This is a genomic window from Psychrobacter aestuarii (assembly GCF_904846035.1).
Lineage (GTDB): Bacteria > Pseudomonadota > Gammaproteobacteria > Pseudomonadales > Moraxellaceae > Psychrobacter > Psychrobacter aestuarii.
In genome coordinates this window covers 191,985-206,321 of the sequence record NZ_CAJGYT010000001.1, presented here as the reverse complement: position 1 = coordinate 206,321, position 14,337 = coordinate 191,985, and the positions used below count along the sequence as shown (strand labels likewise).

At 48.3% G+C, this 14,337-nt stretch carries 13 protein-coding genes; 7 read left to right on the top strand and 6 right to left on the bottom strand.

Going from position 1 to position 14,337, the window contains the following annotated elements; translation table 11 throughout:
* Window positions 1-264: 264 nt before the first annotated feature.
* Window positions 265-1,008: a M90 family metallopeptidase gene (locus JMW05_RS00835; RefSeq protein WP_201503538.1), complete on the top strand. Its 744-nt coding sequence runs from the start codon at window positions 265-267 to the stop codon at window positions 1,006-1,008.
* Between the two features lie 11 nt (window positions 1,009-1,019).
* On the opposite strand, the gene JMW05_RS00830 is transcribed toward JMW05_RS00835, so the two are convergent.
* Complete coding sequence (locus JMW05_RS00830) at window positions 1,020-1,619, bottom strand: hypothetical protein (protein WP_201503537.1); 600 nt, start codon at window positions 1,617-1,619, stop codon at window positions 1,020-1,022.
* 321 nt (window positions 1,620-1,940) lie between these two features.
* On the bottom strand, window positions 1,941-2,714 hold the full coding sequence (locus JMW05_RS00825) for a DarT1-associated NADAR antitoxin family protein (protein WP_406947434.1): 774 nt from the start codon (window positions 2,712-2,714) through the stop codon (window positions 1,941-1,943).
* A gap of 337 nt (window positions 2,715-3,051) precedes the next feature.
* Between JMW05_RS00825 and JMW05_RS00820 the strand changes: the two genes are divergently transcribed.
* The 4 genes from JMW05_RS00820 to JMW05_RS00805 are packed head-to-tail and all read left to right on the top strand — an operon-like array spanning window position 3,052 to window position 8,038.
* Entirely contained in the window at window positions 3,052-3,930 is an 879-nt protein-coding gene (locus JMW05_RS00820; RefSeq protein WP_201503536.1) for an NAD(P)-dependent oxidoreductase, read from the top strand.
* Between the two features lie 3 nt (window positions 3,931-3,933).
* On the top strand, window positions 3,934-5,472 hold the full coding sequence (locus JMW05_RS00815) for an aldehyde dehydrogenase family protein (RefSeq protein ID WP_201503535.1): 1,539 nt from the start codon (window positions 3,934-3,936) through the stop codon (window positions 5,470-5,472).
* 18 nt (window positions 5,473-5,490) lie between these two features.
* Window positions 5,491-6,663 (top strand): M20 aminoacylase family protein, encoded by a 1,173-nt coding sequence (locus JMW05_RS00810; protein ID WP_201503534.1) that lies wholly within the window; start codon window positions 5,491-5,493, stop codon window positions 6,661-6,663.
* 52 nt (window positions 6,664-6,715) lie between these two features.
* The gene (locus JMW05_RS00805) at window positions 6,716-8,038 is read left to right on the top strand and encodes a DUF3100 domain-containing protein (protein WP_227691384.1); all 1,323 of its coding nucleotides are present in this window, start codon (window positions 6,716-6,718) and stop codon (window positions 8,036-8,038) included.
* Window positions 8,039-8,127: 89 nt separating this feature from the next.
* On the opposite strand, the gene JMW05_RS00800 is transcribed toward JMW05_RS00805, so the two are convergent.
* Together JMW05_RS00800 and JMW05_RS00795 are read right to left on the bottom strand one after the other, a co-directional pair.
* Window positions 8,128-9,033 carry a LysR family transcriptional regulator gene (locus tag JMW05_RS00800; RefSeq protein WP_201503533.1) on the bottom strand — a complete coding sequence of 302 codons (906 nt, stop codon included), beginning with the start codon at window positions 9,031-9,033 and terminating at the stop codon, window positions 8,128-8,130.
* Between the two features lie 166 nt (window positions 9,034-9,199).
* Window positions 9,200-10,129, bottom strand: coding sequence for a LysR family transcriptional regulator (locus tag JMW05_RS00795; RefSeq protein ID WP_201503532.1), 930 nt, complete (start codon window positions 10,127-10,129; stop codon window positions 9,200-9,202).
* A gap of 176 nt (window positions 10,130-10,305) precedes the next feature.
* On the opposite strand from JMW05_RS00795, the gene JMW05_RS00790 reads away from it, so the two are divergent.
* Window positions 10,306-10,983, top strand: a complete 678-nt coding sequence (locus JMW05_RS00790; protein WP_201503531.1) for a glutathione S-transferase family protein — start codon at window positions 10,306-10,308, stop codon at window positions 10,981-10,983.
* Window positions 10,984-11,020: 37 nt separating this feature from the next.
* Complete coding sequence (locus tag JMW05_RS00785; protein WP_201503530.1) at window positions 11,021-12,148, top strand: zinc-binding dehydrogenase; 1,128 nt, start codon at window positions 11,021-11,023, stop codon at window positions 12,146-12,148.
* Window positions 12,149-12,373: 225 nt separating this feature from the next.
* Here the strand turns inward: JMW05_RS00785 and JMW05_RS00780 are convergent, their stop codons facing one another.
* Entirely contained in the window at window positions 12,374-13,243 is an 870-nt protein-coding gene (locus JMW05_RS00780; RefSeq protein WP_201503529.1) for a phytanoyl-CoA dioxygenase family protein, read from the bottom strand.
* A gap of 49 nt (window positions 13,244-13,292) precedes the next feature.
* On the bottom strand, window positions 13,293-14,147 hold the full coding sequence (locus JMW05_RS00775; protein WP_227691383.1) for an ABC transporter substrate-binding protein: 855 nt from the start codon (window positions 14,145-14,147) through the stop codon (window positions 13,293-13,295).
* Window positions 14,148-14,337: the final 190 nt, after the last annotated feature.

Below are 14,337 nucleotides of genomic sequence, written 5' to 3'. Positions count from 1 at the left end.
TCAAGCATGTAGGCACAAGAAAAACCAAATCGGAGTCGACCTGTTTATATAGGTTGGCTCCGATTTTTTTGGGCTGTTGTTTTTTAAAATATCGTAATTTGTTGATTAATATAATTTTTATTCTAATAACATGGCAGGTCGTGTGTCAGGTAAATAGGTAAAAATCGAGTAGGGCGGATGTATACACGATACGATTATCCAGCAGACCACAGCGCAAATTGTGCTGTAATGAGTTAAATAACAACAAAATAAGGAAAACGTATCGTGTTTGATATCATTAAAGAGTGGCGTGAGCAGCGCATATTGGACAATAGCGACTATACGCATGAGGACTGGCAGCAGGCAGCGGCGCGCATTGCTATTCTTGATAGGCTGGGTGATGATGAATTAAGCCATTTGTTTGACTTAGCGACGCTATTTTTGGCAGAAAAATCCATTACAGGCGCGCAAGGCTTTGAAGTTACCGACGCGGTAAAGCAATCCATTGCCTTACAAGCGTGCCTGCCCATATTAAATCTAAGTCTTGAATGGTATGAGGGCTGGTCATCGGTCATTATTTATCGCGGGTCATATAAAAGCCAGCAAACCAGCATGGACGAATATGGCATCGTACATGAGGGCAGCCAGCATCGCAGCGGCGAGGCGTGGCTACGCGGTCCTGTGATACTGTCATGGCAAGACGCGCAGCACTCAGGTGAGCGCGACGGTCACAATGTGGTGATACATGAGTTTGTGCATAAGCTCGATATGATGAATGGTCGGGCAAATGGCTTTCCGCCGATGCATCCTGATATGGACGCGGCACGCTGGACAGAGATTATGGCCCGCGATTTTGAGGATTTTCAGACGCACCGCAAATCAGGGCTAGACCGTTATGGCGCGACCAATCCAGCGGAATTCTTTGCCGTGCTTAGCGAGGTGTTTTTTGAAACCCCGCAAAAGCTTGTCGATGCGTATCCCGATATTTATGACATCATGGTCAAGTTTTTCCGCCAGACGCCGCTATAGATTCGACAGGGTTAGGTCGTCCAGCGGTCGTTGACGATAGCGACCAGATAGCGCTGTCCTTGATAGGTCTTAAATACCAAAAACACATCGTGCCAGTCGAGTCCGCCATAGTGTTCGCTGCCAGCGGTGTAAAACTGCACAATGTCCGCATCAGAATAGGTGTCCTGAATATTAATCAGTGTGTTGCCATGCGATGTGATGCGGTTGAGACTCGGCGCAGAGGCACTAAAATCACCCGCAGCGACCCAATCACGCAGATAGGCAGGCAGTGACACGATATACGGATTGCCTGAACCATCAAGCGCACCCCAAGTAAAGCGAATGCTCGGCTCATCGCGGACATACTGCACAAACTGCGCGCGCGAAAAGATTTTGTCGGCTGGCTGCACATGACCGTACATCGAAAAGCGCAATCCCAGCGTCGGATGAATGTCATTCTTGATGGCTAAAAAATCTGAGCGCTCAAGCTCGGTCATAATCTGTGTGGCTTGTTGAGTGATATTTTGTGTGGCTGGTATTTCAGTTGTAGGTTGATTATCTATTGGCGCAGCTTGGCAACCCGCCAGCACCGCGCTCATTGCGAGCATCATACCGTAAAGATATTTTGTCATTGTTCTCATCCTTATTTTAGTTATGGCTTTAGCATAGCAAGATTACTATGGGCTTTGGATGATTTTGTGATTGCGTTTTTGAATAAGTTGCAGTGGGATTTTTTGTGCCAAGCTAATTGGCTAATGGTATAAATCCATCAGTAATAAGCGTGATAAACCATGCCATACTTTCCTTTAAAGCCATTGGTATGTTTTCGCATAATGTATATTATGTTAAATAAGGTATATTCCAAGGCTGTTCTCATAGCATTAATTGCTCTTATGCACACCCATGTCATAGCATCATGGATGCGCATAAATTTTATGCGATTACGCTAAGCATTATTGAGCTCCCCTACTTTTTTGCTCCAGCGTCACGCATCTATTAACCCATCCATCTTCCAAAAGCTGTGCGGTGTTACTGACTTTAAAGTCATGATAGAGATCATAAAATGCACCAGGATCTTCTACCACATCAAGCAATTCTCGTTTGCTAAGCGCCACAAACATCGCGAGCGCATACGCGGCACTATGAATTGATTTTTTGGGATTGAACGTAAGATCCGTAAAGGCTTGGTATTGCATCACCTGTTCATGCAGCGCTTCATTTTGTTTGAGCGCAGTGATATATAACCAGTCATAAAACGCGGTCAGCGGCTCTACGCTCCATTCCATACCAAAATAATCATAACCAAACAGCGCGCCTGAATGGCTGAGTCGCTCATCTTTCTTCGCCTGTCTTGGTGCTGAGGTCAGCAAATCTGTATAAGGACCGCCGTGCTTAAACACTTTGCTGGCGTAAAAGGCATTTTCGACGCTGTATGTCTGCTCATCATCAATAGCCAGCTGTAAGCTTGATGGATTCAGTAAAAAGCTCAACTTCTCGCCTGATTTGCTGGAGAGTTCCAACACATGCTTAAAACCGTATTTTTTACGAATGACTTGATGCATATCGTTGATGGATTTTTTCTTTTGTCTGGTTGCAAAGCCCACATGACGCTCGAATCGAACCATGTCTGTTTTTACCAGATTGTCGCTGTTGACTCTAGGCATAAAGACAGGCTTATGCTCTACCCCATTTTGTCTGTGCGCCATAGGGTGCTTTTTTTGTTCCATGATAGGATGCCTTATATCAATCGTCTTGTATAAATTTGCAGGTGCCGCTACTCAGTCGATAAGCGCTGAATCCAGCCAACACACGCGCGACAGTGTATATGATTACGCCTCATTTATCTGCCCTATTTTCTGCGGTTGCACGCTACACAAATGCGTGCTGCCCTACCCCATAATAAGACTTGCCAGCATAAAATCAGAATCAATACGCGCCATCAGCGTTATTAATCATAGGTATGTTGCCTTTTTTAGAACATAAAAGATGATTTGTTGTCATTCTTCTTCATGGTTTATTGGTCATAATAAAACGGACTGATAATACAAGACTAATGGAATAGTTATGACTCAAAAAACCGTAGGTATCATCGGATTGGGCCGTATGGGTAACGGTATGGCGCAGTCTTTGCTTCGTGAAGGGTTTAAGGTGTTTGGCACGGATGTCGGCGATACCCAGCGCCAAGCCGCTACAGAAATCGGCGTTCATGTCGTCTCAGACATCAAGGCACTGTGCGCTGAATCTAATGTCATCCTCCTATCCCTGCCCATGGCAAAACATGTCCAAGCGGTCATCGAAGGCAAAGATGGTCTTATCGACCATGCGCAGCCTAATACCCTCATCATTGACACCTCCACCTCAGAGCCTGACGTCACGCGTGCGCTGTCTGCAGAATTAGCGCCGCTCGGTCATGGGCTGCTCGACTGCCCTGTCAGCGGTGGTCCAGCGGGCGCTAAGGCGGGCACGATGGTCATGCTCGTAGGCGGTGAACCCAACGCTTTAGAGCGCGCTCAGGTGTATCTGGATGCTTTAAGCGCAAAAGTGGTTCATATGGGCGCGTCTGGCAGTGGTCATGCCGCTAAATTGATTAACAATTTACTGTGCGCTGCCCATCTAGTCACTACTGCCGAAGCCATCGCACTGGGCGCTAAAGCAGGACTGAATCCTGAAAGCTTGATTGCGGGCTTAAATGCAGGCTCAGGTCGTAGCGCTGTCAGCGAAGTCAACTTTCCGCACTGGATTTTAAGTGACAGTTTTGACTCAGGCTTTACCATGGGACTGATGCGTAAAGACGTGCGTTTGGCCAAAGATATGATGCGTGATATGGGATTGGCGTTACCTGTGGCTGAGCAAATTGCCGAGATGTGGGCGCAAAGTGCAACCACTATCGCTGATGAAAAGGACTTTAACTGCATTGTCAAAAATGCGGGCTTGGGAGAATGAATCATGAGTTTTGTGGTAGAAAATAATGGGGAACAGCAAGTTGCCGCCTTATTGCAGGAGCTGTTGGGTACTTCTGACTTTGGCAGCTTTGTGAATGGCGAGGTAGTAACAGGTCACGGCGACGAGATTAATCTGATTAACCCAGCAACAGGGCAAGCCTTTCTTACCTATCGCGATGCGGGTAAAGCCATCGTGGCAGATGCCGCCGATGCCGCCATAAACGCGCAAAAGGTATGGTGGTCGATGACTGCCAGCGCACGCGGTCAACTCATGTGGCAGTGCGGCGTAAACATACGTGCGGCGGCAGAGTCTTTGGCGCGCTTAGAGTGCATTTCTGCGGGCAAGCCGATTCGTGATTGCCGCGTTGAGGTCGCAAAAGTCGCCGATATGTTTGATTATTATGCGGGCTGGTGTGACAAGATTATGGGGCAAGTTATCCCTGTGCCGACCAGTCACTTAAACTACACACGCCATGAGCCTTATGGCGTCGTCACGCAAATCACCCCTTGGAACGCGCCGATATTCACAGGCGGCTGGCAAATCGCGCCAGCCATCTGCGCGGGCAATGCGGTGCTGCTCAAGCCATCGGAACTCACGCCACTCAGCACAACCGTACTCGCCAAACTCCTTGAGCAAGCAGGCATTCCGCGTGGCTTGGTCAATGTCATCAATGGTTTGGGACAGACGACAGGCACTGCGGCGATTAACAGCCCCGCGACCAAAAAAGTCGTCTTTGTCGGCTCGCCCAAAACAGGCGCACAGATTGCCTCAGCAGCGGCGGCGCGCGTCATTCCTTGCGTGTTGGAGCTGGGCGGCAAATCTGCCAATATCGTCTTTCCAGATGCGGATTTAGACCGTGCCGTTGTCGGCGCACAAGCCGCCGTATTCTCCGCCGCTGGGCAAAGCTGCGTCTCAGGCTCGCGATTATTGGTGCACCAAAGCGTTTATGACGAAGTTGTTGAGCGCGTAGCCTCAGCCACCCGAAAATTGGCAGTCGGCTTGCCATGGCATGAGGATACGATGGTCGGACCCATTAACAATCAAAAACAGTTCAATCACGTCCACTCATTGGTATCAGACGGTATCGCTGACGGCGCAACCGTTGCCGCAGGTGGTACGGCAGGCGCTATTGCTGGCGGTGCAAACGGTTATTTTTATCAGCCAACCGTACTGGCGAATGTGAAGAACAACATGCGTGTTGCCCAAGAAGAAATCTTTGGACCTGTGGTGTCGGTCATTTCATTTAATGACGAAGAAGAAGCCATTGCCTTAGCAAACGACAGCCGTTTTGGTTTGGCGGGTGCAGTATGGACGGCCGATAGTGGTCGCGGGCATCGTATGGCGGCTGAGGTCAATGCAGGCACATTCTGGGTCAATGGCTACAAGTCGATTAACGTCATGTCGCCGTTTGGTGGCTTTGGCGAAAGCGGCTACGGTCGCTCAAGCGGCTATGAGGGCTTGCTTGAATACACACAAACCAAAAGCGTTTGGGTCGAGACCGCAAAAGATGCCGCTATCCAATTTGGTTATTCTATTCAATAAGCGATAAGGAAAAAACACATGCAAATTAACGACACCTTACTCGATGACGTCAAACAATGGCGCCAGCACATACACAGCCAGCCTGAGCTTGGCTTTAAAGAGTTTAAAACCTCAGCATTTATTGTCGATAAATTGCAGTCGTTTGGCATCGAGGTGCATCAAGGATTGGGCGGCACAGGCATTGTCGGTACGCTCAAAAACGGCGAAGGCCCGACCATCGGGATACGCGCAGATATTGACGCGCTGCCCATCAAAGAGCAAAACGACATTGCGCACAAATCGACGCATGACAACTGTATGCACGCCTGCGGTCATGACGGTCACACCTCGGTACTGCTAGGAGCGGCAAAATATTTAAGCGCGCATAAACACTTTAACGGCACCATTCATTTTATTTTTCAGCCTGCTGAAGAGGTTTTGGGCGGCGCAAAAACCATGATTGACGATGGCTTGTTTGATATCTTTCCTATGGACGCCGTCTACGGTCTGCATAATTGGCCAGGTTTGCCTGTGGGTGAGATTGCGGTCAATGACGGGCCAATGATGGCTTCTTTTGATACCTTTGAGATTACCTTAACGGGTAAAGGCACACATGCTGCCATGCCGCATTTGGGCGCTGACCCCATAGCAGCGGGCGCGGCATTGATTACCAATATTCAATCTATTGTCTCTCGGCGCATATCACCATTGCAGTCAGGCGTCATCAGCGTCACGCAAATGAACAGCGGCGATACGACCAATGTCATTCCTGACTGTGCCATCTTAAAAGGTACGGTGCGCAGTTTTAATATGGACGTGCGCCAGTCCATGCAGGATATGCTCACAGACATGGTCAACACCTTACCGCCCTTATACGGCGTTACTGGCGAGATGGAGTATCACATTCGCTATCCTGTCACCACCAACGACAGCGCTGCTTATCTTAATATCAAAGCAGCGGCGACTGACGCGCTGGGTGCGGACAAGGTGAATACCGATGTTGAACCGTCTATGGCGTCCGAGGATTTTTCATTTATGAGTCAAGTCGTCAAAGGCGCTTATTTTTGGTTGGGCGTTGATGGCAGCCGCCCGTCTAAACCGCTACACAATGCGGCTTACGACTTTAATGACGATGCTATCGAGACAGGGATTAAGGTGTGGGTGTCGTTGGTAGAGTCGCAACTGCCCGTCAGCGCTGTATCTACCCAATAAGAAAATAGGCGGCAGTCATTACGTAACATCATGATAGGCAAAAGGAGTTGCTATGAATAACACCAACGTCAACGTACTGCCCAGTACCATGATAAAGCACTTGTTTGATTGGAAGCTGCATATATTAGTGATTTTGGCCTCACTGCTGGCAGAGTGGATAGGCATCATCAAGATACCCATCGGTATCGGCACGCTGGTTTTGCTGCCGTTACTCTATGCATTTATCTTTACCCTACTGCTCAACCCCAACGTCATCCCATCAATGGCGGCGGTGATTTCTAAGGATAAGACAAAATTTGCCAGCTATGCGGTACTGCTGAGCATCATGCCATTTATTGCCAAGTTCGGTGTGGGCGTTGGGCCAAAAGTCGAGGAAATCATCGCCGCAGGCCCCGCCCTATTGCTACAAGAGCTGGGCAACATCACCACAGCGTTGATTGCCCTACCTGTGGCGGTGTTGGTCTTTGGTATGGGTAGAGAGGCGGTCGGCGCGACGCACTCCATTGCGCGCGAGCCGAATATCGCGCTGATTGCGGATAAATACGGTCTGCAAAGCCCTGAGGGCATCGGCGTCATGGGCGTCTATGTGATGGGCACTTTGTTTGGCGCGATTTACTTTTCATTGATGGCAGGTATTATTGCCTCGATGAATATTATGGACATTCGCGCCCTAGCGATGGCCTGCGGTATTGGTAGTGGCAGTATGATGGGCGCATGTTCTGCGGCGCTCGCAGAAACCGTACCTGCGCAAGAAGAAACCATCACCGCTTTTGCCGCGACTTCCAACCTGCTGACGTATGCGACAGGTCTGTTCGTGAGCTTGTTCATTGCGCTGCCGTTTACTGAGTTTTTATATAAAGTCACCAGCAAATTTAAGAAGAAAAACGGCAACGCTGCCACCGCACTTGCTGACCCTGATTTAAAAGTACCTGAGCAATCGGTGTTATCAGTAAAGCAGTCTTTGTCTTTATTGGCGGTCATTTGCGTGGTGCTATTGCTAAGTAACTGGGTAGGACAAGGCGTTGACCCCCTATCGGCCTTACCTGCCATGCTGATTTTATTTGCGTGTTGTGTCGTTGGCATCTTAATAAAAGAAATCATTCCAATAAATATACCCGCGATTGCTTGGATATCGGTCGTGGCGATTGTGATATCGCTGCCGCAGTTCCCCATGAGCGCGTATGTGCTGGCAGAAACGGACAAACTGGGCGTCTTGCAGCTTATTACCCCTGTACTGGCTTATGCAGGCTTTGCTATTTCTCAGATGGAAGTCAACTTGTTCAAAAAATCTGGGTTTAAAATTGCCGTGGTCGCCCTACTCACCTTTACGGGTACGTTTTTGGGGTCTGCCATCGTGGCGCAAGCTTTGTTGTAATTGATAGTCATTGATAAAAGGTAAGCGATTAAATTTTGGACAATTAATAGACAAAACCCGCCAGCAAACGTGTGTTGCTGGCGGGTTTTTTATAGGGTTTTCATCCACACTTTCATATACTGTAATAATTCATTGGCGCCTTGAGAGAGCTGCCGCCCAAGCCTCGTAATCAGATGCGCTTCGCCACTTGCCAGCAGCGGATGGTCTATCGGTATCGCTATCAGCTGCCCGTCTTTGACTTCTTGGGACACCACAAAATAAGGCAAAAAGGTAAAGCCCATGTTTGAGAGGGCAAAGTTTTTGAGAACATTAAAAGAATCGGTGGTCAGGACAGGATTAAAGCGGATTTTTTGTTGAAATTCAGCCATAGCGAGTAGCTGACGTACCCCAAAACGACTCTCAGCAAGCCCAACAGGATACTCTAAAAGCGCCTCTAAGGGCATGGGTTGGGTCTGCTGCGCCAATGAGTGCTCGGGCGATACGATAATGTACATCGGTTGACGACTAACCACCTGCGAGCGAATACGGGGATGGCTGCTGGCATGAAAGACCAGCCCAATATGCGCCTCATCTTCCTCAACCTGACGAATGACCTCGTTAGAGCCGCCTGTACTGATGGACAAGGTTAATTCAGGGTAAAGACGGGCAAATTCAGATAAGGGGCCTGACATCAAACCACCAATAAAGCCATCGCCGACCGCAAGCTTGATATGACCGCGCTGTAATCCAAGCAGCGCCTGCAATTCGGACAGGCACGCCTCTTCGGCAGAAAGCGACTCTCGATAAAACTGTAATAACACGCTTCCCGCCTCTGTCGGCGTGATGCCTTTTCGGTGGCGTTCAATAAGCGTACAGGCCAATTCTGCCTCTAACAAAGATATCTGCCGACTGATGGCTGAAGGCGCGATATTCAGCTTGTCTGCGGCGGCGCGAATCGTCCCCATCGTCACCGCTTCATAAAGATAAGCCAGCCGCTTTGTATTAATTTCTGTCACTACGTTCTCCAACCCATCCTTGTTTTGATGAGATAGTGTGGTTATGTTTTGATTGCTTGGTAATAGTCGCAATAGTAATCGAACAACGGCGTATCACTCAGATAGTGGTCAAATACAAAGCCCTGCGCACACCGTATATATAGAGGTATCAGTTAATTGGAATTTACTAATAATCGTTTTTAATGTATCGCGCGTCAGCGGCTTTTAATCGCTCTACCAAAAAATCTACGGCCGCTTTGACTTTGGGCACAGCGTAGCGCTGTTTTTGATAGAGTAAATACACCGCCATATCCGCATGTTGCGTGATGGTTAATGGGTGCTCAAATTTAAGCTCTTGTAAAGCGCCTGATTGTAGATGTGACGCCAACGCCCAGCGCGTAGACATCAAAATACCATCACCTGCGCACACTTTTTTGGTCAGCCACGCACCATTGTTTGAGATGGCGACTGCGGGCCCTGAGACATCGTGCCACTGATTATCGATATGACACAGCCACGGCGTCAGTCCTAATGGCGTCTTAAAATATAGCCCCTTATGCGCTCTTAGCTCGAATGGATGGCTTGGTATTCCATGAGTATCCAGATAGCGCGGTGCGGCAACAGGAATAAAGCTATTGTCCATCAAACGTATGGCAAGTACGCGCTCATTTGGCGCATAACCACCTCTGATAGCAATATCGACATCATCGCGCTCAAGGGTCGATAGCTCATCGCTCAAACTGACATCGAGTACGATTTGTGGATACAGCGCCGCAAACTCATCGAGTAGCGGCAACAGTATTTTTTCACCAAAACCCACCATCGAGCTGATACGTAAACGCCCCATCGGTGTGGTTTGATAACTACGAATCGTCTCTTTGCTTTGCTCAAGTTGGTTTAATACGAGCTGCATGTCATTGTAATAAACTTGCCCGACTTCCGTCAGTTTTACCAAACGCGTTGAGCGCTTGAGCAGTGTAGCGCCCAAACTCTTTTCTAAATCGGACACACGTCTTGATAACGACGATGGCGGTATCCCAAACGCTTTTGCCGCCTTGGTAAAACTTCCTGTCTCGACCACTTTACTAAAATACCGTATTGCCCGTAGCTGATCCAAACCCGCTCTCCTCAGTCAATGATGAATGGCGATGTATTTTGAGTTTATTTTTGTCAAAAAGGCAATAGTGATTCACGGTTTATGCTATATATCACCGTATTAAAAACAGTAATAATGGAAAAGCTTGAATACGACAACTAAAAACAACACTCACCGCCACAATGGACACTTTATTTATGATTACTCTGCATGGTTTTCCCGCAAGTAACTACTACAACATCGTCAAGCACGCGCTGTTATACAAAGACGTGCCTTTTGAAGAACATCTTATCTTTACTGGTAATGATCAATTACTCGCTGTCAGTCCAGTAGGAAAAGTACCTGCAATCACAACCGAGGACGGTGTGACGCTTTCAGAATCGAGTGTCATTTGCGATTTTCTCGAAGAAGCCTACCCTGATACCCCGCTGTATCCAGAGTCAGCAACCAAACGCGCGATGGTGCGCCAAATTATGAAAATAGCAGAGCTGTACTTTGAATTGCCCAGCCGCCGATTGATTCCTTACGTGTTTTCAGGCGTTGACGCCCCTGATGCCATCAAAAAAGAGGTGCGCCAAGTCATTAAACGTGGCATCCCTGCTTTGAACCGCCTGTGTCAGTTCTCTCCTTGGATTGCAGGCGAGACATTCACCATGGCGGACATCTACATGCACTATGTCAACGTCGTGGTGATTAATTGCGCCTCCACGCAGCTTGATTGGGACATACTGGCAGAGATACCCGGCATGAAACAATGGAATGAGACCATGAGTCAATCTGACATTGCCCAAAAAATCGAAGCCGATCGCCGCGCCAATATGCCTGAATTTAAGACGCACATAAAAGCGTTAGTACAGGCGGCGCAATCTAAATGACTCTGAGAATAAAATACAATCCATTAGGAGCAAAATAATGACTGATAAAAATAGTCAACTGGTATCCACCATCAGTGATGACAACACACTCACCTTGTCGCTAAAAGATATCGACATGCCAAAGCCGAATGCTGATGAAGTGGTCGTGCGCATGGAAGCCATGCCATTGAACCCCTCTGACTTTGGCGTGATGTTCAGCGCCGCTGATATGTCAACCGCAGTACAATCAGGCACCGATGACAGCCCCCTTATCACCGCCGATGTGCCTGCCAAGTTCATGCCAGCCCTTAAAACCCGCATCAACAAAGACACGCCTGTCGGCAATGAAGGCGCAGGTACGGTCGTTGCTGCAGGCTCGTCAGAAGCCGCGCAAGCGCTCATGGGCAAAATGGTCGCAATCATCGGCGGCGGCACATATCGTAAGTATCACTGCGTCAATGTCAAAGCCTGCATAGAGATGACAAAAGGCACCACCGCAAAAGAGGCGGCCTCCTCTTTTGTCAACCCGCTAACCTCACTCGCCATGGTCGAAACCATGCGCGCTGAAGGCCACAAAGCTATTATTCATGCGGCAGCGGCGTCCAGCCTTGGGCAAATGCTTAACCGCATCTGTATGGCGGATGGCATTGATCTTATTAATATCGTACGTAAAGAAGAGCAAGAAAAGCTACTGCGCGATATGGGCGCAAAATACGTGGTCAACTCAAGCAGTGAGACGTTCACCAAGGATTTAACCGCTGCCATCGTTGAAACGGGCGCGACCATTTCGTTTGACCCTGTGGGCGGCGGCAAACTGACCAGCGACATTCTAAACTGTATGGAAGCAGCCATCCCCCGTGATGTGGAAGAATACAGCGTCTATGGCTCAAACACCTTTAAACAAGCCTATATTTATGGCGCATTAGATCGTGGCCCGATTACCATCAATCGCAATTTTGGGTTTGCGTGGGGTATCAATGGCTTCTTATTATTCAATGCGCTCGGTAAGCTTGGCAGTGAGACCGTGAAATCAATGCGTCAGCGTGTGGCGGCAGAGATCACCACCACCTTTGCTAGCAGCTATACCCATGAAGTCACGCTAGAAGAAGCCCTACAATTAGAGTCCATCAAAGCGTATGGCAAACAAGCGACGGGTGAAAAGTATTTGATTACACCTCAGAGCTAACCATAAGTTAAGATGCTATTTGAAAATAAAAAAGCAGATGTCGATGATGTCTGCTTTTTTTGCGCCTGATTGTCAAAAGCCAGCCGCGCTCAATAATTATTTAACAAAGACTCAAAGCGTATTTGATTAACTATTAACCGTACGTTTTTAATATAAAGATTATCGCCGCATACCAAAATAAATCATCGCCCTAGGATTTGTCTTGATATACGGCAATAAAGCGGGTTAGGCCATCGCTGCCATCTCTTGCTGAGTAAAGAAAGACGCACCGTCAGGCACTTCTGGCAGTTTTAGGGTGTTGGGTGTGAGGCGTACATTGCCCGTCAGCTCACCGCTGACCAAGACGCCTTCGTGTTTACTTGGCAGTGGGTTTGGCGAGAGCGGCTGTGCGTCTTCTGCGTTATACACTGAGATAAACAAGTAACGTGGCAAATCGCTGGTATTCGGCCCTGAGGAATGCAGCAAGCGACTGTGCATAAAACAAATCGAGCCTGGTTTACCGATGCATGGCACGAATTCTTGACACTTTTTGGCTTCAATAGCGCCACTGACTTTGCCCACGAACTTGCCATCTTCCCAATGGGAAAATAGCTCGCCTTTGTGACTCTCAGGCACGACCAGCAGTGGTCCGTTTTCCATCGTCACCTCGCCAATCATCAGCAATGCGGTCAGCATGTCATCGTTGGTATGCGGCGTAAATGGAAAGTCCTGATGCCACTTAACTGAGGTTGAGGTATTCGGCAGCTTGGCATTGACCTTGCTGTGATGAAAACGCGTGCCCTTCCCGCCGATTAACTGGCTCGCCATCTCAGACATGGTTGACTGTAGCGCCGCATTGGCAAAGGCGTCCGAGATTTCTGTCGGTGAGGTGATGCGTCTGAGCGATGGGTTTTCTGCGCTATGGTCTTTTGGATCAATGTCAAAGCGCGCGCGCCCATCGACCGTCGTGCCCCACGCCTCGGTATGGGTTTTGCTCTCATCCACCCAAGACTGGATTTGACTGAGTAAATCGGTCAGTTCACGGGTGTCAATCGCATCTTCTACAACCAAATAGCCATGATCATGATAATGCTGAATTTGTTCATTGGTTAACATGCTGCGCCCTTCCCTATGTGTCTGTCAAAAATCCGTTGTTTATCAAAAATCAGTTCATTACATTATCGATATCGGCTTGGCTGGGTACGGTCAGGCCATATGTGCCCAAGATTTTTGCCAAATCGCCTGAGGCTTTCATTTTTTCGATAGCGCCATTAATGATGTCATAAGTTTCGGTATCGCCTTTTCTGACCCCAATACCGCCAACGATAGGATAAAATTCCTCGGTTGAGGTAATTTTCACGCGGTCACCAAGTTTGCTCTCAGCCGCAGTCATTACCGCCGCATCGTCATATTGAATGTCCACCGCTTTTGACATCAAAGCTTGGGTGGTTTGTGGCGAGGTTTCGTATTCTTTAATCGTAATCGCCCCTTTATTTTCTGACTCGCATTTTTTGGAAATTTCGCGCAGCTGGTTAGCAAACTCAGTGCCTTTCATCGCGCCGATGTTATGACCACACAAGTCGTTCGCGCCTCTAGGAGCAAGGTCGGAGTCACCACGCACGAGTAGTGAAATGTCTGTTTTGTAATATGGAATCATGTCAATCTGTTCAAGGCGGTCTTTGGTGATATACATCGAGGAATACAGCACATCAAACTTGCCGCCTTTTAATCCAGGAATCAGGTTCGCCCAGCGGGTGTCTTCCCATTCTGGCGTAAAGTCGCCATTTAGCTCCGCCATCTTAGCCATAATCTCGACATCGACGCCTTGCGGTTTGCCTTGTTCATCCAAATATTCATAAGGCGGAAAGGTCATATCCGAGCCAATCGCCAGCACTTTTTTATCCCCGCCAGCATCCGCAGTCGTCACGCTGCTTTCTTGACTGACAGGCGCTTCACCTGAACAAGCATTCAACATGAAACCTGCGGTGGCAGAGAGGAGTATCAGTTTTAATTGCTTCATCGTCTTGATTCCTAAATGAGTGGTGAGCGTGGACAACCGTATCGGATAGCCATATTTGGTAAGCTGGCAACCTTTGTATCCCTTGACTTAGTTATACTAAACCCACGTCATTGAAAGCAATTTTGAAAAACCGACCCACTACTAATGCAAATCCTATTTAAAAACAGGCACAGTCTTGCGTACGCTCGGT